Source organism: Edaphobacter sp., from assembly GCF_028283685.1.
GTDB lineage: Bacteria > Acidobacteriota > Terriglobia > Terriglobales > Acidobacteriaceae > Edaphobacter.
In genome coordinates this window covers 155,411-175,263 of sequence record NZ_JAPWKF010000010.1, presented here as the reverse complement: position 1 = coordinate 175,263, position 19,853 = coordinate 155,411, and the positions used below count along the sequence as shown (strand labels likewise).

Here is a 19,853-nt window from a genome sequence, read left to right as displayed (position 1 = left end):
CTCCGCAGCCCGTCGCCACCGCTTTTAAAACGCAAACTGCAGCGAAGTTGAGATCGTCCGCGGCGCCCCCAGGTGTGCCGTGTTCGCGCTCGCATTCGTGCCCGTAATATCTCCCGCTGCAATCGTCGAGTAGTACCGTACATTGCCGATGTTGTTCGACGTAAACCGCAGCGTCGCCATCTTCTTCCAGATGCGGTGGTCGTAGCGGAAGCCGAGGTTCACTGTCTGGAAGCCCTCAGTCGTATGCAGGTTCTCGTCATCGTCCGTCCTGCGCCCCGTAAACTGCCAGTCGCCCGTGATCGAAAGATTCGCGACCCACGGCATGCGGTACTCGCCGTACAGGTTGGAGTGGTATCCCGGAATGCCGACAAACCGCTTGCCGTTCGTCGCCGCCACGCCCGTGTCGTTCAGCCGCGCGTTGAGAGCCGTGAAGCCTCCATTCAGCAGCAGGCGATGCATGATCATCGTCTGCCCGGAGATCTCCGCGCCGTAGTTCACCTGCTGGCCCACAATCTGAAAGATCGTCTGCGACGTGCCGTTATACGACACCGTATTCGCAAACGGACGCTCCAGCCGGAACAGCGCCGTCGTCAGCGTCACACCCGGGAGCGCCGTCTTGTAGCCGACCTCCCACTCCTTGCTGCGATATGGCGCCAGCGCCTGCCCCGCGTTCACCGTGCCGCCCGGAGCGATATCGCCCTGCTGCAGGCTGCTCGCATACGTGGCATACGCCGTCATCGATTCGGTGGGCTTGTACATCACGCTCACCGATGGGCTGATGCCGTTCTTGTTCGATCCGCCCGACCGCTTCGTCACCGAGCTGTAGTTGTCCACGCCGATCCAGTCCTGGCTCGCGCCCAGACGCACCGCAAACCGCTTCGGCAGCATGATCATGTCGGCTACGCTGATGCCCTGTTGGTGCACCACCGCCGATTGATACAGCCCCTTGTTCTGCGGCAGTCCCGCCGCCGGAGGAGCAAAGATCTTCGGCGCGTTCACGTTCGCCGTGCCCAGCAGCACCGAGGCGGCCGACGGCGTCTGGTAGCTGTACTGGTTGAAGCGATAGCCCTCGCTTGCAATCACCACATCCTGCCGGATGCCCCAGCGGTTTACCGTGCCGGTGATGTAGCCCAGGTCGCTCTCCACGCCGAAGCGTGGCGCAAATCCCGTCGCCAGCGACGAACTGTAATCGCCGTTGTTCGAGGTGATCTTGTTCACCGGCGTGTCGATAAAGCGGTCGAGCCGCTGCGCCAGGCCGCCCATCATGGCGTGCCAGTTGGGATTGAACTCATGCAGCAGCCGCGCGCTCGTCGTCTGCGTCGTCAGGTTCACACCGGCATACGCCTGCCCAAAGCCCACTACCGTCGGGTCCGGCGCCTTCGGCAGGACGAACGATGGAGCCGGGTTCTGCGTCGTGCCGCCCGCCGCCGTGTTCTGCCCATAACTGAACCACCCCGGATAGCCGCGCTGCACCAGATCGTACGCGCTGTAGTGTGCGTCCACCGTTGTGCGGTCCGTTATCCGCGCATCGAAGGCGAACATCGCCAACCTGCGCCGCAGGCGGCTCTGGTCCACCCACATCGTGCCGTCGCCAAATAAAAGATTCGTGCGGTAGCCAAACCATTTGCGTGCGCCCATCCGTCCGCCCGCATCCAGCCACAACGTGCCCACCGAGCGGCTGTCCTGTTCGAGATACACGTTCGTCGTGCGCTCCGGTGTCGGCCGCTTCAGCACAAAGTCGAACATGCCCGAAGGATTTGCCGGGCCGTACATCGCCGCGCCCAGGCCGTTCTCCACCTGCAGCTTCTGGTACTGCTCCATCGGATTGCCGCCGGTGATCGCCATCGCCATGCCGTCCATGCGGATGTTCTGCGCAATCGAGCCCTGGAACCCGCGGGTCGCAGGACGCAGCACCTCCGGACCCTGCTGCTCCGTGTAGGAGACCAGCGGCATATATGCCATCGCGTCCTTGAAGCTCTTCACCTGCGTGTTCACCATCATCTGCGTCGGCAATGTGGTCAGGGTAAACGGCTGATTCACCACCGGCTGCGTCCCCATCACGCCCGGGTCCACCGCCTGCGTCGCATAGGCTGCGTCGGCCGAGCCGTCCGCCTGCGCCGTCACCGTCACCGAGCTCTTCACCTGGATCGGCTGCTGCTTCTCTGTTGCACTCTGCGCGGAGCCGTAGCGCCCGCAGGCCGCAACAAGTACTCCTCCGGCCAGCGCAAACCCGCGCCGGCCCCACTTCGATGTGATGGTCATCCCGTCTCCAATAAGTTGTGCAATTACTTCTGGGCGCTTGGCGGCCCATTCGTCAGATCTCCGCCTCACTGCATCGCTCTCATGGGGAGACGAGGTCGGAGTATCCCTTGCTACGATTTTCGACGATTATGGATCGATAGATCTATACGATGTGCGAAAAACGCACAGTCTGCGGCGAACCATGCATTCCGCAGCCCACGCCCAGTCGCTCTGCTCCAGGCCAAAAAGTGCCTTAAAAGCAGCAGGGGCACGGATAATTCCGCGCCCCTGCTGGTATGTAACGGTATTGGTGGCTTATTCCATCCAGCGCTTGAAGACCAGCGAGCCGTTGGTTCCGCCGAAGCCGAAGCTGTTCGACAGCGCGTAGTCGATCTTCGCTGCCTGCGGCTTGTTCGGCACGTAGTTCAACCGGCACTGCGGGTCCAGCTCGACGATATTCATCGTCGGAGGCGCCGTCTGGTTAAGCATCGCCATAATGGTGATGCCTGCCTCAAGTCCGCCCGCGCCGCCCAGGAGGTGGCCGGTCATCGACTTGGTGGAGCGTCACCAGCAGCGTGCCGTTCCTGGCGCGCTCGCCGAAGACGTTCTCGATCGCCTGCGACTCCAGCGCGTCGCCCAAAGGCGTCGACGTGGCATGCGCATTCACGTAGTCGATCTGGTCCGGTGAGATTCCCGCGACCTTGATCGCGGCCGACATCGCGCGGAAGCAGCCTTCGCCCTCGGGTGCCATGCCGGTCATGTGATAGGCGTCGGCGGACATGCCGTAGCCGATCACCTCGGCGAGAATCTTCGCGCCGCGAGCCTTGGCGAACTCCAGCTCTTCCATGATCAGGATTCCCGCGCCCTCGCCGACCACGAACCCGTCACGGTCCTTGTCGAAGGGGCGGCAGGCGTGCAGGGGATCATCGTTGCGCGTCGAGAGTGCCTTCATCGCAGCGAATCCGCCGACTCCCATGGGAGTGATGGCGGCCTCGGTGCCTCCGGCGATCATCGCGTCGGCATCGCCGCGCTGGATGATGCGGAAGGCGTCGCCGATGGAGTGCGCGCTCGAGGTGCAGGCCGTCGCCGTGGCCTCGTTCGGCCCCTTCGCGTTGTAGCGAATGGAGACGTGACCGGCGGCGAGGTTCACGATCGAACCGGGAATGAAGAACGGCGAGATCTTGCGCGGTCCCCCTGCGAGCATCGCAGAGTGCTCCCGCTCGATGACGTCGAATCCACCGATACCGGAGCCGATGTGCACACCGAAGCGATCGGCGATCTCGTTGGTCACCTCAAGCCCGGAGCTTTTCATCGCTTCCGCCGATGCCGCCAGCGCAAAGTGGATGAAGCGCCCCATCTTGCGGGACTCCTTCTTCTCGACGAACTGCAGCGGATCGAAGTTCTTCACTTCGGCTGCGAACCGCACCGGATGACCGGTCAGGTCGAAGGCTGTAATCTCCGCCATACCGCTCTTGCCAGCTAACAGTCCGTCCCAAACCTCAGACGCAGTATTACCGACCCCGCAGATAAGGCCGAGGCCGGTTACAACGACACGACGTTCAAGCATGGGTTACTTCGCCTTCTGGTTCTTCTCGATGTAGTCGATGGCGTCTTTAACAGTCTTGATCTTCTCCGCATCCTCATCGGGAATCTGGATGTCGAAGGCCTCTTCGAACTGCATGACAAGCTCTACAACGTCGAGAGAGTCAGCTCCAAGATCTTCCTGGAAGGAGGCGCCGGGGGTGACCTCGGCCTCATCCACCTGAAGCTGCTCGACGATAATCTGTTTCACCTTTTCATCAACTGCTGCCATCACGTTCTCCTATGTACCTTTTGGGTCAAAACTGTCGCGTTTTGGCCCGGGGGCCTTTCCGCTGAACCAATCTAAAGCATACTGACGGTCTACCAGCGTGTAAAGCTACGCCCCGCCCATGAATTCATGGCAAAAAGCCATTTGTCAATCCTCGTCATTCGATGCAGCAAGAAACGTTGTGATGCCTGCCGCCTGGTCAAAATCGATCGGCATCGCGCCGGGCAGCGACTTGTCCGTCTCGCCCACCTCGCGCAGCGTCCGGTTGATTGCCCGGGTCCGCACGCCCAGCTTCTGAATCGTGTTCTGTACCGTGCCCACCTGCGCCTCCATCTTGCCCATCAGCTGCTCGAAGTTGCCGAACTCTTTCTTCGTCCCCTCAAGCACCTTCCACACCTCGTCGCCCTTCTCCTGGATCGCCAGCATGTGGAAGCCCATCTGGAAGCTGGTGAGGATCGCCGACAGCGTGCTCGGCCCGGCGATCGTCACCCTGCACTTCGACTGGATCTCCGCCTGCAGCGCGTCGCGCCGCATCACCTCGGCGTAAAGGCCCTCGGTGGGTAGAAACATGATCGCGTGAGGCGTCGTCTTCGGCGGGTTGATGTACTTCGACGAGATGCGGTCACCCTCGGTGCGGATGGCCTGCTCGAACGCCTTGCCCGCGGCAGTAATCTCATCGGTTTTTCCGCTCTCATACGCCGACTCCAGCCGCTCCCAGTCCTCGCGCGGGAACTTCGCGTCGATCGGCAGCAGCGTCTCGCCCGCATGGCTGGGGAAGCGCACCGCGAACTCCACCACCTCCAGCGAGCCGTCCTTCACCTTGGCGTTGCGCAGAAACTGGCTCGGAGCCAGCATCTGCTCCAGCAGCATCCCCAGCTGTACCTCGGCAAAGCCGCCGCGTGATTTCACGTTGGTGAAGATGCGGCTGAGATCGTTCACGCCATCCGACAGCTTCGTCATCTCGCCCAGCCCGGTGTGCACCTTGTTCAGCTGGTCGGTCACCTGGCCGAAGCTCTCGGTCAGCCGCGTCTGCAGGGTCGAGTTCAGCTTCTCGTCCACCGTCTGCCGCATCTTTTCGAGTTCCTTACTGTTGTCCTCGTTCAGCTTGTTCAGCCGCCCCTCGACCGCCGTCCGCAGCTGCTCCTGCAGCAGCGTATTGCTCGCCATCAGCTCCTTCAGCCGCGCGTTCAGCGCCTCGCGCAGCTCCTGCTGCTGCTGATTCATCTCTGTCGTAAACGCCATGATCCGCCGCGCGATCGCGTCCATCTGGTCCAGCACGGCCTTGCGCAGCATGTCGTCCGAGGTTTTATTGTCGGCGCGGAAGCCACCCAGCCCCTCCTGCAGCGTCCTGCCCAGAGCGGCGATGTTCTCGGTCACCTCGCCGCGCAGACTGCCGAAGTCCTTCGCATTTGCTTCGCGCGTCCGCTGTGCCTCGACCGCCATCTCGCCGCGCATCTGCCCCTGCGACTCGCGCAGGCCGCGGTCCAGCGTCTCGAAGCTGCGCTGCAACGCCTCGCTGCGTGCGTCCATCCGCGTCAGCTGGTCCGGTACCTGCGCCAGCCGCGGATCGACCGCCGGAGCCGCAGGCTTACGCAGCAAAAGCACAACAACGGCAAGAAGCGTCACGATCTGGCAGGCAATGAGGATGATGAACATTCGTCTTTCCTTCGCCAAAGAATAGCACCGACCCGTTAGCCAGCCGCTATCCGCCATGTGGAAAGCGAAGCATCGCGTTATTTCATGAGCCAGAACGTCAGCCTAAATATTTTCGAACATGTTCAAAAATATCTGCAACCCGGGCTGGAAAGCTGGTATCTATTGAGATAGGTTATTTTCGAACGCGTTCAAAAATAGAGAAGGAGTACAGCTATGAATGTTGCAGCCTGCTATTTCGTCTACCTCGCCATCAGCGTTGCACTTACTGTTTGGGTCGCGCGCACGCTGCATGAAAACGGCCGTGTCTTCCTGGTCGACGCCTTCCACGGCAACGCCGAACTGGCCGACTCCGTGAACCACCTGCTCGTCGTCGGCTTCTACCTCATCAACATTGGCTACATTGCCCTGGCCCTCACCACGCATGCGCCATTGGCGACTCTCCGCGAGGCCATCGAGCTGGAGAGCACCAAGATCGGCGTCGTCCTGCTCATCCTCGGCGGCATGCATTTCTTCAACATCATCATCTTCGCCAAGATGCGCCACCGCTCCACGCAGCCGGAAGTCATCCCGCCGCCCCGCATCGCCTGAATAACAAATGCCGGTTCAAGAAAGCAGAAGGGAGAACCATCATGAGAATCAGTCTCGAAGCCTATTACTGGACCTACCCGATTCTTCTGTTTGTCGTGACAGCGTTCCTGGCACGCATGCTGTATCTGGCAAGTGAGCCTGCCGGCAAGCCCTCGTCAGGCGATCGGCCATCCGTGGAAGCCTGGGTCGGCAGGCTGCTGATCGCCGGACTGGTAATCGTCAGTGCGGGCTATCTCGGCGTCACGCTGCTGACGCAGGACTATCTCAGTTCGCGCACGCAGCTGGTGGATATGGTGCTAATAAAGTTGGGCTTTGGCCTGATGCTGCTCGGCGTCCTCTTCTCCTTCGACCTGCTGGTCCTGGCAACGTTGAAGAAAGGGAGCAGGATGAGGCACGCCAGATCGTTAGAGCCGCGGTACGCCAGGTCGTCAGAGCTAAGATGAACCCTGAAGCATGAAGACCAGAAAATCAGAAGAGACACGAACCCGCATCCTCGATGCCGCGCTGAACATCTTCCGTGAGCGCGGCTTCGAGCGTGCCACCATGCGCGAGATCGCAGCCGCCGCCGGTGTCGCCGCTGGCGCCGCCTACTACTACTTCGAGTCCAAGGAGGCCATCGTGATGGCCTTCTACGAGCGCTCCCAGGCAGAGATGCTGTCACTCATCGCGGAACAGATGGGCAAGAACAAGCTGCTCGAACCGCTGCTCCGCGCCATCATCTCCACCAAGTTCGAGGTCTTTGCGCCTAACCGCAAGCTTCTCGGCGCCCTCTCCGCACACGCCGATCCTGAGCATCCTCTCTCGCCTTTCAGCAAGGAAACCGCGGCGATCCGCGAGCAGGACATCGCCTTCTTCGAAAAGGCAGTTACGCAGGCCGGCATCAAACTGCCCTCCAACCTCACCCCCTACCTTCCCCGCCTCCTCTGGATGTACCAGATGGGCCTGATCCTCTTCTGGGTCTACGACCGCAGCGCCGGGCAAAGGCGCACTATGGTGCTCTATGACAAGACGCTGAAGATGGTCATGACCGGCATCAAGCTCGCGGGAAATCCCTTCCTTCGCCCTCTACACAAGCTCGCCGCCGAGCTGCTTGAAGTCATCTACGGCGACGAGGCAGCACTCGATAGGCAATCAAAGTCCTAGCGGCATCGTCCCTTCGATCCGCAGCACATAAGGCTCGTCCGCTGCCGCAGTGCGGGCAGGGCAGAGGGCATACCAGCCCGTCGACCGTCTGCCGAAACTTCACCGTTATGGGTTTCTTGCCGATCAGTGAGACGCGCTCGATCTTCGCGTTGCCGGAGGCAAAGCTCTTCAGCGTTGCCTCACCCGTGGGGTACTTGTAGCCGATGGCGTAGAGCTTGCTGTCCTTGGTGGTGAAGCGGAAGTCGGCCTCCGTATATGGCTTTTGCTTCTCCGCTTCGACTCGCGGCCAGTCGAGGATGGCCGTCGAGCGGCCCTTCCAGTCGCCATTCGGAGCTGCAGTCACTCCCGTCCCTTCCCCCGGCCTGATCCAGGCGCGTGAGCCGTAGATTGCCTCGCCGTTCTCTGCCAGCCAGTCGCCCAGCGTACGCAGCGACGCCTGCTGGTCTTCCGGGATGGAACCGTCCCCCCTGGGCGAGACGTTGAGCAGAAGATTGCCGCCGCAGCTGGCTACCGCCATGAACTGGTGAATCAGCGAGAGGCCGCTCGCAACCTTCAGGCCTTCGATGTAGCCCCATGAGTTGCCGATAGGGCTGTCGCACTGCCACGCCCCGGCGTACGGCCACTTCGGAGCATGGTGCGTCCCTTCGAAGTCCTGCACCGTGCCATAAAGAAATGCGTCATCCTTGGTCGCCAGCGTCGTCTCGTACCCGCGCTCGCTGGCGCGGTTGTACAGATACGCCGCTGCACGCAGCTTTACCTCGTCGTAGGCGCGCGAGTTCACGCCGTTGTCGAAGTACAGCAGCTGCGGTGAGAACTTATCCACCAGCTCCTGCACCCTTGCCAGCCAGTCCATCTGAAAGATCTTCGAGTTGTTGCCGGAGTTAAACTCCTGGTCGATCGGCGGCCCGTAGAAGCCCGCATACTTCGGGTCGAACTGGTCGTTCTTCAGGCCCTTCGCGGGATAGGCGAAGTAGGCATGCTCCATGCGGTGCGACGAGAGGCCGAAGATCATGTTCTGCTTTCGTGCCGCGGCCTCCAGTTCGCCCGTCAGGTCACGCTTCGGCCCCATCTTTCCCGCGCACCACGGCGTCAGCCTGGAGTCGTACATCGGGAAGCCGTCATGGTGCTCCGCTACGGGAACGACATAGTTTGCACCGGCGCGTTTGAAGAGCGAGATCCACTCCTCGGCGTGATATTTGTCCGGCTTGAAGAGGGGGATGAACTCCTTGTATCCGAACTTGTCCTGCGGACCATAGGTCTTGGCGTGCCACGCGATGCCGTCCGCATCCTTATACATATGGCGCTCGTACCATTCGCTCCCGTGCGCCGGAATCGAGTAAAGCCCCCAGTGAATGAAGATGCCGAACTTCGCCTGGTTGAACCACGAGGGCACGTGCCAGCTCTCGCGCAGCGACTCCCACGTCGGCTGCACCGGCCCTGCAAGATCGGGCAGCGGCGTGGCGTAGGCATCGGGGGAACCGGCAGGTGCGCCTTGCTGAAAAGCATGCATCGTGCGGGGCATCAGGGAATAGCCAGAGGCGAGAGCCGTGTTTGCGATCAACTGTCTGCGAGTGAAAGGCATGCCAGCCACTCTATTCGATCTGCGTGCTGCGATCCATCACGCATCATTGATCTGGGATCTGGCTCAGCCGCGACGCAGGATGCTGTCCGCGATCGCCGCCGCCTCTGCTGCCGCCTGCACGTCATGCACGCGCACGATATGCGCCCCTGCGAGAATCGCTGCCACATCTGCCGCAACGGTCGCATGCAGGCGGTCAGCAGGCGCGGGCAGTTCTTTGTAAATCTGGCCAAGCCCCGGTGCTGTCGCCAGCGTCTGTGCCAGAAAGCCTTTGCGCGACAGGCCGATCAGCAGCGGCAGATCGAAGTGCCTCATCTCGTCGAGCCGTGCCAGCACCGTGTAGTTCTCATCGCCGCGCTTGCCGAAGCCAAGGCCCGGATCAAGCACGATCGCCTCACGCGCAATCCCTGCGGCGGAGGCCTTCGCAAGGCACTCTTCCAGGCCATGCGTAATCGTCGGCATAATCTCCGCTTTGTCGAGAGCAGGCAGTGTGCTCCACTGCTGTGGCGTTCCGCGTGCGTGCATCAGCACCACGCCACAGCGCAGCTCAGCACAGATTGCCGCCATCGCATCGTCCCACATCAGGCCGCTGACGTCGTTGACGATCTCGGCTCCTGCTGCCACTGCGGCGCGTGCCGTCTCCGCATGAAAGGTGTCGATCGAGATGACGGTGCGCGGCCTCTCGCGCAGGACGGCTTCGATCACCGGCAGCACGCGCTGCTGCTCCTCTGTCGTCGAGACCGGCGTCGCGTTCGGACGTGTCGACTCGCCGCCTGTATCCAGCAGGTCCGCGCCGTGGTCGAGCATGTGGATCGCGTGGTCCAGCGCGCGTTCGGGGGCCGAGGCCGCGTCATAGAAGTGCCCGCCGTCGGAGAAGGAATCCGGCGTCACGTTCAGAATCCCCATCACCAGCGTGCGTGCGCCAAGCTCCAGCGAGCGCGAGCGCAGCTTCCACACGAACGAGGATCGAGGAGCAAAAGGCATTAACAGAAGTCTATGCCCGTTGCATCTTCGATTTCGTTCCTTCTAAATCCCGTTGCCATTTCGCAGAGCAGTTGAGGCGTCTGCTTTTCTTCACAGCACGCCACCCAAAAACTGTCATTCCGACCGAAGCGCGCAGAGCGCAGTGGAGGAACCTGCTTTTCGGCCGCAATGCCTCCCAGCCCTAAATGCACTCTGCTAGCCACAGCTCCCAAAGCATCCGCCATCCACAACCACGCCGCCACAAGATGCTAGACTGCGCGGATATGAACAAAGTGCTGGTGGTGGCGGCTTTGGCGGCGGCGGTGTGTCCTCTGATGGCGCAGACAGCCGACGTGGGATGCGATGGTGCGGTAGCGGCGAAGGCGGGACGCAGCGGCCCGTGCACGCCACTGGCGAAGCAGATCGACGAGGTGCTCTCCGCGCCCGCAGTCGCTCGCGCACACTGGGGCATCGACGTCACGGCGATGGACGGTACACCGATCTATTCGCTGAACGATGGCCAGCTCTTTCAGCCCGCCAGCAACACCAAGATGTTCACCACGGCTACCGCGCTCGCCCTGCTCGGCTCGCAGGCGACGTTTGAGACCAGGGTGGTTGCGCGTGGCAGCTTCAACACGCCCGCGAACCTTGCAGGCGATGTCGTGCTGGTAGGTGGCGGCGACGCCAACCTCTCCGGACGCACCATCCCGTACGTTCCGCCTGCACTTCGTCCCAAGCCCACACCGGGCGGCCCTGCGCTGCCTGAGCCCGACGCTCTGCGCTACCTGAAGCAGATGGCCGACGATGTTGCGAAGACCGGCCTGAAGGTGGTCAACGGCGACATCGTCGGCGACGACACGCTCTATCCGTGGGAACCCTATCCCGAGGAATGGTCGATCGACGATTCGCTGTGGGGCTATGGCGCGCCCGTCTCCGCGCTCACCATCACCGACAATCAGCTCGTGCTCAAGGTCGCTCCCGGAGCGGCTCCGGGCCAGCCTGCCGTCATCACGCTCGATCCCATCGCGCCCTACTACACCGTCGATGCGACGGCGCTGATCACCGGTCCAGCAAAAAGTGGAAGCCATGTGCAGATCGACCGTGCGATGGGTTCGAAGGCTCTGCGGCTCTACGGCTCCATTGCAGTTGACGCGCAGCCGGACGATGAGGAGATCGCCATCCACGATCCCGCCGAGTACGCCGCGATGGTCTTCAAATCGCTGCTGGAGCAGCGCGGCATCCTCGTCACCGGCGTGGCGAAGGCGAAGCACCGTCTCCCGACAGACTCCCGCGGCTACTATGCTGCCTCGCACGAGACCGTGACGCTCGAAGACCGCAGCTACGCCATCGCCAAGGGCACGCCCACCGCATGCGTCAGCAACTGCGCTGCGCCTGCGCCGGAGACCGTGCTGGCTACGCACACCTCGCCCGCCCTGATCGAGGACATGACCGTAACCAACAAGGTCAGCCAGAATCTGCATGCCGAGATGTTTCTGCACAACGTCGGCGCTGCCGTGCTGGGTGATGGCTCGACGGCGAACGGAGCCCGCGTGGTCCGCGCCTTCCTTACGACGCGCGTCGGCATCGACCCCGACGACTTCGTCTTCTTCGATGGCTCGGGCCTCAGCGGCCACGATCTGCTGGCCCCACGGGCGACGGTGAAGCTGCTGCACTATGCGACGACGCAGCCCTGGTTCGCCGACTGGAAGAAGACGTTGCCGATCGGCGGCGAAGACGGCTCGCTGGTCGCGCGCTTCGGCAGGACAGCGCTCAAGGATCACGTCTTCGCCAAGACCGGTACGCTGGGAGAGGCACGTGCCCTGGGCGGCTTCATCGAGTGCGCCAGCGGAAAGACGGTGATCTTCTCCATCATGGACTCGACCCACTCGCCGCACTCGAGTGAGGACATGAAGGCGATGGATAAGATCGTCGGGCTGATCGCCGCAGCGAACTAGATGGCATAAATCCGGCACGAAATCAGAGAAATTTGTCCTTCTAAATCATTGCGTATAAAAGGTTTATGATGGTCCGGCATCCTTTAGAATAGAAGCATGCGGAAGGTCTTCCAGTAGTGATCGCGAGTGTCGTGAGCGGCGTCGCGCTGGAGGTGGTGGGCGTGGTGTTCTTTGCCACATTCATCCGCTCCGCCTTTGGGTTTGGCGAGGCGCTGGTTGCCGTCCCCCTGCTTGCGCTTTATATCCCGATTACTGTGGCAGCACCCTTAGCGGTCCTTGTCTCCATTACCATCGCTGCCGTGGTGGTGGTGCAGGACTGGCGCAAGATCCACGTGCGTAGTGCGGGGTGGTTGTTCGCCTCCACCCTGTTAGGCATTCCGGCAGGCCTCCTGCTGCTGACCAGCAGCCACCAACGCGCAGTCAAGGTCTGCCTGGCAATCTTTATTTTGGCGTTCTCCTTCTACTCGCTCCTCGGCCGCCGGCCGCCGGAGCTGAAGGAAGAGCATCGAGGCCTGCTGTTCGGCTGCGGATTCTTCGCCGGTGTACTCGGCGGAGCCTGGGGGATGAATGGACCGCCCCTGGTGATCTACGGCGCCATGCGACGCTGGACGGCGCAGCAGTTTCGCGCGACGCTCCAGGGATATTTTCTCCCCGCAAGCATCGTCGGCATGGTGGGCTACTGGCTGGCTGGCCTGTGGGTGCCGGCGGTCACCCGCTATTACCTGTTGTGCCTGCCGGTGCTCTGGCCGGCGATCTGGCTCGGCCGAGCCGTGAATCACCGCATGCACGGAGATCACTTTCTTCGCTATGTCTATGCCGGCCTTATCGGCATCGCGGCATTGCTGCTTGCTCAGGCGGCGCGCGGATAAGTGAGAGAATAACGATATGCGTCGTTTGTGTTTGCTGTTGATGATGACCTGTGGCCTTGCGGGATGTAAGCCTTCCGGGCCTCAGCCCAAGCCTCTGAACCAGCTGACCGCCCATGAGAAGAGCGGCTACAACGTCTTTCAGCAGCACTGCGTCATCTGCCATGCGGACCGCAACGACAGCAATATCGTTGGGCCTCCGCTGATGGGCGTGTACAAGAAGCAGTACCTGCCGAGCGGCGCAGCAGCCACCGATGAGCGCGTCACGGCCACGATTCTTCACGGAAGGGGTATGATGCCGGCGCAGGCCAACGTCCTTGGCGACGAGGACCTGAGCGACCTGCTGGCATACCTGCACACGCTATGAACGACGAGAACCAGATCGATTCGAAGGACGCCGCCGAGATCCGTCGGCTGGAGGCCCGCGCCGGCGGCATGCTGCCCGGTATCGCCGGTATCTGCATGTTCATGATCTTCATGACCATCCTCAACGTCTTCGCCGCGCTGCGCGGCACCTTTGGCATGGGCACGGCCAAGTACAGCGTGCTGGGCGTCTGCACCATTCTGGGCGTGGGCATCTTCGGACTGCTGACGCTGAGGAAGTGGGGATGGGCGATCGTCACGGCGGGCTGCCTGCTGCTGAGCTCCGGCGACTTCTACTTCTTCGAGAGGACGAAGGTGGCCTTCTTCCTGATCCGCGCCCTGCTGGTGCTGGTCTTCTTCCTCTACCTGGTGCGCGGTTCGGTGAGGGACCGGTTGCGGTAGCGACGACTATTCCACTGGTCTTGAGCCGAGGATGAGGATATCGACCAGCCGCTTCGCGCTCACCGGCCAGTCCGGGTTGGAGGCCGTGTTGGAGACGCCGAAGAGCGCGCGCAGCAGGTCCATCCCGTCGATGTCGCCGCGTATGTCTCCGCTGGCGACGGCTCGGCTTAACAGTCCGGTGATGGATCCCTGGATCAGCGAGAGGCTGCAGTCGAAGACGTTCGACCCGCGAGAGACCAGGGCATCGAGCGCCGAGTGGATGATCTGCTTGGCAGCGATGTAGTCGACGAAGAGCTTCATCCACGCACGCAGCGCCTCGACCGGCGGCAGGGTCGCGGCGAACTCCTTTTCGGCGACGGCCAGCTTCTGCAGCTCGGTGATGTAGACGGCCTCGAGCAGAGCATCGCGGTTGGGGAAGTGACGGTAGAGGGTTCCGGGGCCGACTCCTGCCAGTTTTGCAATCTCGTCCATGCTGGCATCGCCGCCGGAGCGGGTGAAGGCCTGACGGGCTATCTCCAGCAAATGGGAGCGGTTACGCTGCGCATCTGCGCGCGGCTTCCGAGGGGTGGCGGTCTGTTTCTGATCTTTTAACACGGGGCAGCTTGCAAGCGGAGACTGTCTCCGCTTATTATCCACCTTGCGGAGACGCTCTCCGTTTCTACCGCTTTTGCGGCTGCCGGTCAAGGTGGCAGTTTGCAGGCAGGCAGCCGAGAGCGACCGCAAAGGAGCAGAAGATGGCAAAGGAATTCGGTGCAAAGACGACGACGGACGAGGTTCTGGAGGGCGTGAACCTCAAGGGCAAGCGCATCCTGGTGACCGGTGTTTCGGCTGGCCTGGGTGTGGAGACGGCGCGTGCGCTCGCCGCGCACGGCGCGGATGTGGTGGGCACGGCACGCGACCTGAAGAAGGCTGAAGGCGCGACGGCGGAGGTGCGCAAGGCTGCGGCGGAGAATGGCGGCAGCTTTGCCGTGGTCGAGATGGACCTGGCCAACCTGGCGAGCGTGCGCAAGTGCGCCGACGCCCTGAACGCCAAGGGCGACACCTTCGACGTGGTGATCGCGAACGCCGGTGTCATGGCGACTCCCAAGGGCTTCACCAGTGACGGCTTCGAGACGCAGTTTGGCACCAACCACCTGGGCCACTTCGTCTTCGTGAACCGCATTGCGGGGCTGATCAAGGACGGCGGGCGGTTGGTGAACCTGTCGTCGGCAGGACATCGCTTCTCCGATGTGAACCTGGATGACATCAACTTCGAGAAGAGCGAGTACGTCCCGTTTCTGGCATATGGGCGTTCGAAGACGGCGAACATCCAGTTCGCGGTAGGCTTCGATGCCCGTCACAAGGCGCGCGGCGTGCGTGCGACCGCGGTGCATCCCGGCGGTATTCAGACGGAGCTTGGGCGGCACATGTCGCAGGCGGACTTCGACGGCTTTCTGGAGAACATGAGAAAGCAGCGTGAGGCCGCGGGGCTTCCGCCGTTCGAGTTCAAGACGATTCCACAAGGCTCGGCGACGAGCGTGTGGGCCGCGGTTGTGGCGGATGCCGATGCCGTCGGCGCACACTACTGCGAGGACTGCCATGTGGCGAAGCTGGTCTCGCCCAGCGAGGATCTGATGTCGGGCGGCGTCTACTCGTATGCGCTGGATGCGGCGAAGGCTGAGGCTCTTTGGAAGAAGAGCGAGGAGCTGGTCGGCGAGACCTTCTAAGCGTCTTCTTTGATGATGTGGTGGCAGGGCGATCTCTGATTGAGGTCGCCCTGCTTTTGTCTGGAGGACGTCGGCGCGAACAGCAGGTTCCACTTCGCGCTTCGGTTGGAAGGATCGGCCGAAGAGGTTACTTCTTCGGCTGATGCTCCGGGTTCCAGAGGGGCTGGCCTGCGACGATGTGATCGACCTTCACGCCGGGGAATAGCACGCGGAGTTCTTCGGCGCACTGTTCCATGCCGGGCTCTTCCGAGACCTCGTGGCCGAGCAGGATCATCGCCTTGGGACGGCCCTGGGCGACGGCGTCACGGACGTATTCGACCGTCTCCCACTCGCTGGCTTCACCGGCGAGCAGCACATCGACCTGCGGCTGGTTGAGCGCCATCACCTGCTTCGACAGGCCCGATGCTCCCGGCAGGACGGCGGCGTGCGCGATGGGCAGGTCAGGATTGCCTTCGACGCGCATGGTCTGAATGTGCAGCTGCTGACGCAGGGTCTCGGCGAGCTGGCCCAGCGTGGTGGGCGGGATGGTAACGAAGTAGGCGCCGAAGGGGCCAGCAGGGTGCGGGTAGCTCTGCCAGCCGAGCGCTTTGTAGAGGCCCAGCAGGATGTGGTCGCCGGAGGGCGAGAAGTGGATCTCGTCGTGCAGCCGGTAGACCACCATGTGGTGCTGCTGGATGAAGGCCAGCTTTTCCTTGTAGACGGGGTCGTTCGTGAAGTCTTTGGTGTCGTCGCGGTGGTTGTAGAAGGTGGGCTCGTGGCTGATGATGAGGTTTTCGTTGCGGCTGGCGGCCTCGCGGAGAACGTCCATGGTGTCGAGAAAGGTGGTGGCGATGCCGGTGACGGGCGTCGACGGATCGCCTGCCTTGAGCGTGTCGACGGTGTCGGGCGGCGGGGCGGGGGCATAGCTGTGCTGGATCTTCAGCCACGCCTCACCGGCGGTCATGGTCTGCGCGTTTGCTGCCTGTGGCAGCGCGGCTGCGCCCATAAGCAGGAAGAGAAGAGACGTGCGGCGGCGGAGACCAACGGAAGGAAAGAGAGAACGCATCGTCAATACCAGCATCGTCAACATCGGCATCGTGTCATGGTAAATGGCTGAGACGTGGCAGCGGAGCAGCGTGGCTTCGTCTGCCTCAGCCTGCGGTCAGCGCCGCCAGCATGGGTGCGTTTTCGAGGAAGACCTGCAGGCCGATCACCTTTCCTCCGCGCACCTCCCACAGGTGGAGCAGCGGAACGTCGAAGGGCTTACCTGTGTCTTTGGTGGTGCCCTGCGTGCGGCCGATGCCGATGACGTAGTCGCCCGAGTCGATGAAGCGCTCGAGCGTCACCTCGGGCGTGAGGTGCGCGCTGACCTTGCCGAAGAAGGTCTTGGCCTGCATGAGGCCGACGTAGGTTCCACCCCACGGCAGCTCGTCGGTCTGCCACACGCGAATGTCGGGCGAGAGCTTGGTGAACAGGCTGAGGATGTTGCCAGCCTTCATTGCGGTGTAGACGCTTTTGACGAGTTCCACATTACCGGTCGACAAGATCATTCTCCCTGAGTGGTTTGTAGCATGGTCGAGGTCGCGGCTCAAAGGAGAGGCGCTCCTCCATGCTGCTGCCCGAGGCAGACGAGGCGCGCTCTGAAGCTTCGAACGGCTCGTCTGTCTCGGGCGTGTGCGGAAAGGTTAGAAGGTGATGCTGATCTTCTGCGGTGTGGAGTGCGCGGGGAACTCGACCAGCAGCATGTTGTCGTCGTAGCTCGAGGCATCGGCTGCGAAGGGGCTGCCGTTGACGTTGACGACACCGGGCTTCCGAGGCAACAGCACGCGAACCGAGGCGCGGTCGTGGTCGTCGCGTCCGTCGATCGAGGAGACGGAAAACGCGATGCTGTGCGCCGTGACCGCCAGATCGCTCACCCTTCCACTCGACGCCAGAACGCGCGGCTTCGCGGTGGGATAGAACTTCGTGTCCATCAGAAGCATGCGGCTGCCGGGCTTCACCTCGGGGTTGTGCTCGACGTTGAGGTGCGCGTCGAAGAGGTTGATGAAGCTGCCCTTGAGCGCAAGCGGCTTGGCGTCGCTGCGGTCGAGACCTGCGGCGACGACGAAGGGGCCGCGACGCAGGACGAAGGTGTCGGACTCCTTCCACGGCAGATGGATGGCGTCGGCTGCCTGCTTCGCCAGTGTGCGAATGCTGTCGGCGCCGGTCTGCTCGTGGGTGAGCGCGGCGGGCGACTTGGCCACGTACAGAACGACACCCTTGCCGACGCGGTGCAGGCCCTCGGCCTTGGCGTCGATACCCAGGGAGTGGAAGAGGTCTTCGCGCGGCGTGGCGAGGTGCATGTTGCCTGAGTTCCACCAGTCGCTGGCGCGGTTGTAGGGGTCCTTGTCGTCGTCGACGACGACGAGAGCGCCGCCCTTGCTGACCCACGCCGCCAGCGCCTCATGAAAGGCAGGTGAGGGCGGCTTCTGTCCCTCGTAGGTCAGCAGCAGGAGCTTGTAGTTATCCAGGAATCCGGTCGCGCCTTCACCTTTGTAGGTGCTCTCAATCTGCACGGGCTCAACGGGGATGCCGCGCATGAGCAGAGGCAGCGCGAGGCCGTAGAAGCTGCCGAGGTCGGCGTCAGAGGGGTTGGGCTGCGCGCGCTGGAACATCATGGTGTCGCTGGCGAGCACGCCGATGCCCTCGGTGCCTGCGGTCTGCCAGCGCGTGCCGGGCTGGTTCATCTCGCCGAGAGCGTGGAAGACCGTCTGCAGCTCGGCCTCATAGTCGGGCGAGATGGGCGCACGCTGCGGCGTGGGATTTTCAGCAGTGGGTTCGGTGGTGGGGTAGAGACCGCGGGCGCTGAAGATGCGGTCGGGCCAGGGGAGGATCTCGTAGCTGGAGACGTGCGGCTGTAGGAGCGAGGCGACGAGGGTGGACTCCCAGTTGGAGCGGTAGTCGGTCCAGGAGTGGTTCGGATTGTCCTCAATCGGATCGTTGAGGTACCAGATGCGCTTGCCGGAGGAGCGGGCGATGTTCTGCAGCGCGCCATATTCAAGGAAGGCGGTCTCGAAGGTGCGCTCCTTGCGGACGCCCTCGTAGTAGTTGGGCTGGCGCGAGGTGCCGGTCCAGACCTGCGCGATGTATCCGTCGGCTCCGACGGAGAGCAGCGACGACTCAGGCGAGACGATCTCCCACTGCGCGTAGTTGATGAGCGAGTGCGTGGCCACGTAGCAGGGGATAGCCTTGCCGTGGGCTGCGCTCCACTGCTTCACGAAGTCGAAGACCTGCGCGAGTGCGCGGCGATAGAGAAAATACTTCAGCTTGGAGGCGCGGTACTGCGCGTCGGGCGAGCTGTCGGGAGCCTGCCAGGGCTCGTGATAATAGGCCTGCCATTCGGCCTTGAAGGCGTCGGACCAGCCCGCACGGGCCCAGAACTCAGGCTCTTCGAGATAGATGGCGGTGGCTCCGGCGTCGAGTGCGCGTTCGACGCCCTTGCTGAGGTACTTGCCGTAGCTCTCGGTGGGCGAGATGTAGGGCACCTCGCGGCCGGTGTGCAGGATGAGCTTGCCGGACTTCTCCTGCTGGGTCTCGTTCCAGTGCTCCTTGCCGTCGAAGTCGCCGCGCAGGTAGTCGGCGTAGCGTCCCCAGGCGACGCCGGTCATGACGGCGACGTTGTAGCCATGGTCACGCCAGCTCTTGATGCGGTCGGGCAGCGTGGGGTCGATGCCGTAGACCATGACGGTCTGCGCCTCGACGTTGACGCGGGGCGACCAGCCCTTATCGGTCTGAAAGATGAGGTCGGAGGCTGGGCTCTGCGCGATGGCGACAGTGGGGGCGAAGGCGGAGGAGAGCAGCGTGGTGGCGGCGAGCAGAGCCGCCACGGATTTCAAAGTCATGCTCTCGATGATAGGAGAGGTGGGCTAGGGCATGAGGCCTAGGCGCGCTGGCGCTCGCGGAAGGCCTCGACCTTGTGACGGTTGCCGCAGACCTGCATGCTGCACCAGCGGCGGCGATGGCTCTTGGTACGGTCGTAGAACCAGAGGATGCAGTCCTTGCCCTCGCAGGGGCGGACGAGGTCGAAGTCCGCGGTGGCGAGGAACTCGGCCGCGGCCTCGGCGACAGGGGCGAGAACATCTTCGGCGGCCTGCGCGGGGCGGTGGCGTTCGAGACGCAGGCTCGCGCCTGCACCGGCAAGCTGCGGATAGCTCGCGGCGTTGCGGAGGATCGTGTTCAGTGGGCCGAGGTCGAGGCGCTTGCCTGCCTTGCGTCGCTCCACGAGAGCGCGGATAATGCTGCGCAGTTCATGCGCGGCCTGCACGAGTGCGCCTCGGGGAAGCGCGGGAGTCTGCGAAGGGGCCATGCCTGCCTCCTCCAGCCAATAGAGGACGTCCGCGTCGCTCTGGAGTGCGTCGACCGCGGTGGCCTCGGGGATGAAGACGGTGTTCAACAGATCGAGCACCGGATGATCAGCGAGAAATACAGGCGGATTTTCAGGGAGATACGGCATCGTGGGCCCTTCTGCTGCCGGGGTCTTGATCTTAAAGTTCTGTGACCTCGAAATACCCGGCTCCAGCAACAATTTTATTGTAACCCCTGAAAACAACTTTAAAAGTTACA

At 62.6% G+C, this 19,853-nt stretch carries 18 protein-coding genes and 1 pseudogene; 8 read left to right on the top strand and 11 right to left on the bottom strand.

Annotation, left to right across the window (positions count from 1 at the left end; all coding sequences use genetic code 11):
• Positions 1-24 precede the first annotated feature (24 nt).
• From PW789_RS18815 to rmuC, 4 genes and pseudogenes are all read right to left on the bottom strand, one after another.
• Positions 25-2,262 carry a TonB-dependent siderophore receptor gene (locus PW789_RS18815; RefSeq protein WP_299379708.1) on the bottom strand — a complete coding sequence of 746 codons (2,238 nt, stop codon included), beginning with the start codon at positions 2,260-2,262 and terminating at the stop codon, positions 25-27.
• Between the two features lie 294 nt (positions 2,263-2,556).
• Positions 2,557-3,808: pseudogene (gene fabF, locus PW789_RS18810) on the bottom strand (beta-ketoacyl-ACP synthase II).
• 3 nt (positions 3,809-3,811) lie between these two features.
• On the bottom strand, positions 3,812-4,054 hold the full coding sequence (locus PW789_RS18805) for an acyl carrier protein (RefSeq protein ID WP_022842623.1): 243 nt from the start codon (positions 4,052-4,054) through the stop codon (positions 3,812-3,814).
• Between the two features lie 144 nt (positions 4,055-4,198).
• Positions 4,199-5,707: a DNA recombination protein RmuC gene (gene rmuC / locus PW789_RS18800; RefSeq protein WP_299379701.1), complete on the bottom strand. Its 1,509-nt coding sequence runs from the start codon at positions 5,705-5,707 to the stop codon at positions 4,199-4,201.
• Positions 5,708-5,920: 213 nt separating this feature from the next.
• On the opposite strand from rmuC, the gene PW789_RS18795 reads away from it, so the two are divergent.
• The 3 genes from PW789_RS18795 to PW789_RS18785 are packed head-to-tail and all read left to right on the top strand — an operon-like array spanning position 5,921 to position 7,438.
• A complete protein-coding gene (locus PW789_RS18795; protein ID WP_299379698.1) occupies positions 5,921-6,295 on the top strand; it encodes a hypothetical protein in 375 nt (124 codons plus the stop codon).
• A gap of 41 nt (positions 6,296-6,336) precedes the next feature.
• Positions 6,337-6,738 (top strand): hypothetical protein, encoded by a 402-nt coding sequence (locus PW789_RS18790; RefSeq protein WP_299379695.1) that lies wholly within the window; start codon positions 6,337-6,339, stop codon positions 6,736-6,738.
• 10 nt (positions 6,739-6,748) lie between these two features.
• Positions 6,749-7,438 carry a TetR family transcriptional regulator gene (locus PW789_RS18785; protein WP_299379692.1) on the top strand — a complete coding sequence of 230 codons (690 nt, stop codon included), beginning with the start codon at positions 6,749-6,751 and terminating at the stop codon, positions 7,436-7,438.
• On the opposite strand, the gene PW789_RS18780 is transcribed toward PW789_RS18785, so the two are convergent.
• Both PW789_RS18780 and folP read right to left on the bottom strand, forming a co-directional pair.
• Positions 7,392-9,020 carry an alpha-L-fucosidase gene (locus PW789_RS18780; protein ID WP_299379689.1) on the bottom strand — a complete coding sequence of 543 codons (1,629 nt, stop codon included), beginning with the start codon at positions 9,018-9,020 and terminating at the stop codon, positions 7,392-7,394. The genes PW789_RS18785 and PW789_RS18780 overlap by 47 nt on opposite strands.
• A gap of 63 nt (positions 9,021-9,083) precedes the next feature.
• A complete protein-coding gene (folP, locus tag PW789_RS18775; RefSeq protein ID WP_299379685.1) occupies positions 9,084-10,001 on the bottom strand; it encodes a dihydropteroate synthase in 918 nt (305 codons plus the stop codon).
• Positions 10,002-10,264: 263 nt separating this feature from the next.
• Here folP and dacB point away from each other — a divergent pair, with 263 nt between their 5' ends.
• From dacB to PW789_RS18755, 4 genes are all read left to right on the top strand, one after another.
• On the top strand, positions 10,265-11,935 hold the full coding sequence (gene dacB / locus PW789_RS18770) for a D-alanyl-D-alanine carboxypeptidase/D-alanyl-D-alanine-endopeptidase (RefSeq protein WP_299379682.1): 1,671 nt from the start codon (positions 10,265-10,267) through the stop codon (positions 11,933-11,935).
• Between the two features lie 116 nt (positions 11,936-12,051).
• A complete protein-coding gene (locus PW789_RS18765; protein WP_299379679.1) occupies positions 12,052-12,804 on the top strand; it encodes a sulfite exporter TauE/SafE family protein in 753 nt (250 codons plus the stop codon).
• Between the two features lie 16 nt (positions 12,805-12,820).
• Positions 12,821-13,168 carry a cytochrome c gene (locus PW789_RS18760; protein ID WP_299379676.1) on the top strand — a complete coding sequence of 116 codons (348 nt, stop codon included), beginning with the start codon at positions 12,821-12,823 and terminating at the stop codon, positions 13,166-13,168.
• Positions 13,165-13,566 (top strand): hypothetical protein, encoded by a 402-nt coding sequence (locus tag PW789_RS18755; RefSeq protein WP_299379673.1) that lies wholly within the window; start codon positions 13,165-13,167, stop codon positions 13,564-13,566. Before PW789_RS18760 ends, PW789_RS18755 begins: the two co-directional genes overlap by 4 nt.
• A 6-nt stretch (positions 13,567-13,572) precedes the next feature.
• Here the strand turns inward: PW789_RS18755 and PW789_RS18750 are convergent, their stop codons facing one another.
• Entirely contained in the window at positions 13,573-14,160 is a 588-nt protein-coding gene (locus PW789_RS18750; RefSeq protein WP_299379670.1) for a TetR/AcrR family transcriptional regulator, read from the bottom strand.
• A 140-nt stretch (positions 14,161-14,300) separates the two neighbouring features.
• On the opposite strand from PW789_RS18750, the gene PW789_RS18745 reads away from it, so the two are divergent.
• Complete coding sequence (locus PW789_RS18745) at positions 14,301-15,272, top strand: SDR family NAD(P)-dependent oxidoreductase (protein ID WP_299379668.1); 972 nt, start codon at positions 14,301-14,303, stop codon at positions 15,270-15,272.
• Between the two features lie 127 nt (positions 15,273-15,399).
• Here the strand turns inward: PW789_RS18745 and PW789_RS18740 are convergent, their stop codons facing one another.
• The 4 genes from PW789_RS18740 to PW789_RS18725 form a co-directional block, all read right to left on the bottom strand.
• Positions 15,400-16,347 carry a Nif3-like dinuclear metal center hexameric protein gene (locus PW789_RS18740; protein WP_299379665.1) on the bottom strand — a complete coding sequence of 316 codons (948 nt, stop codon included), beginning with the start codon at positions 16,345-16,347 and terminating at the stop codon, positions 15,400-15,402.
• Between the two features lie 55 nt (positions 16,348-16,402).
• Positions 16,403-16,795, bottom strand: coding sequence for a nuclear transport factor 2 family protein (locus PW789_RS18735; protein WP_299379662.1), 393 nt, complete (start codon positions 16,793-16,795; stop codon positions 16,403-16,405).
• A 141-nt stretch (positions 16,796-16,936) separates the two neighbouring features.
• The gene (locus PW789_RS18730; protein WP_299379659.1) at positions 16,937-19,132 is read right to left on the bottom strand and encodes a hypothetical protein; all 2,196 of its coding nucleotides are present in this window, start codon (positions 19,130-19,132) and stop codon (positions 16,937-16,939) included.
• Positions 19,133-19,170: 38 nt separating this feature from the next.
• A complete protein-coding gene (locus PW789_RS18725) occupies positions 19,171-19,743 on the bottom strand; it encodes an ABATE domain-containing protein (protein WP_299379657.1) in 573 nt (190 codons plus the stop codon).
• Positions 19,744-19,853 lie beyond the last annotated feature (110 nt).

Excerpts from the sequence above, each read along its gene's own strand:
- PW789_RS18730 (WP_299379659.1), bottom strand. The coding sequence starts at position 19,132 with ATGACTTTGAAATCCGTGGCGGCTCTGCTCGCCGCCACCACGCTGCTC.
- PW789_RS18740 (WP_299379665.1), bottom strand. The coding sequence starts at position 16,347 with ATGCCGATGTTGACGATGCTGGTATTGACGATGCGTTCTCTCTTTCCT.
- PW789_RS18725 (WP_299379657.1), bottom strand. The coding sequence starts at position 19,743 with ATGCCGTATCTCCCTGAAAATCCGCCTGTATTTCTCGCTGATCATCCG.
- PW789_RS18745 (WP_299379668.1), top strand. The coding sequence starts at position 14,301 with ATGGCAAAGGAATTCGGTGCAAAGACGACGACGGACGAGGTTCTGGAG.
- PW789_RS18755 (WP_299379673.1), top strand. The coding sequence starts at position 13,165 with ATGAACGACGAGAACCAGATCGATTCGAAGGACGCCGCCGAGATCCGT.
- PW789_RS18815 (WP_299379708.1), bottom strand. The coding sequence starts at position 2,262 with ATGACCATCACATCGAAGTGGGGCCGGCGCGGGTTTGCGCTGGCCGGA.
- PW789_RS18780 (WP_299379689.1), bottom strand. The coding sequence starts at position 9,020 with ATGCCTTTCACTCGCAGACAGTTGATCGCAAACACGGCTCTCGCCTCT.
- PW789_RS18790 (WP_299379695.1), top strand. The coding sequence starts at position 6,337 with ATGAGAATCAGTCTCGAAGCCTATTACTGGACCTACCCGATTCTTCTG.
- PW789_RS18760 (WP_299379676.1), top strand. The coding sequence starts at position 12,821 with ATGCGTCGTTTGTGTTTGCTGTTGATGATGACCTGTGGCCTTGCGGGA.
- PW789_RS18795 (WP_299379698.1), top strand. The coding sequence starts at position 5,921 with ATGAATGTTGCAGCCTGCTATTTCGTCTACCTCGCCATCAGCGTTGCA.
- rmuC (WP_299379701.1), bottom strand. The coding sequence starts at position 5,707 with ATGTTCATCATCCTCATTGCCTGCCAGATCGTGACGCTTCTTGCCGTT.
- PW789_RS18785 (WP_299379692.1), top strand. The coding sequence starts at position 6,749 with ATGAAGACCAGAAAATCAGAAGAGACACGAACCCGCATCCTCGATGCC.
- PW789_RS18805 (WP_022842623.1), bottom strand. The coding sequence starts at position 4,054 with ATGGCAGCAGTTGATGAAAAGGTGAAACAGATTATCGTCGAGCAGCTT.
- dacB (WP_299379682.1), top strand. The coding sequence starts at position 10,265 with ATGAACAAAGTGCTGGTGGTGGCGGCTTTGGCGGCGGCGGTGTGTCCT.
- folP (WP_299379685.1), bottom strand. The coding sequence starts at position 10,001 with ATGCCTTTTGCTCCTCGATCCTCGTTCGTGTGGAAGCTGCGCTCGCGC.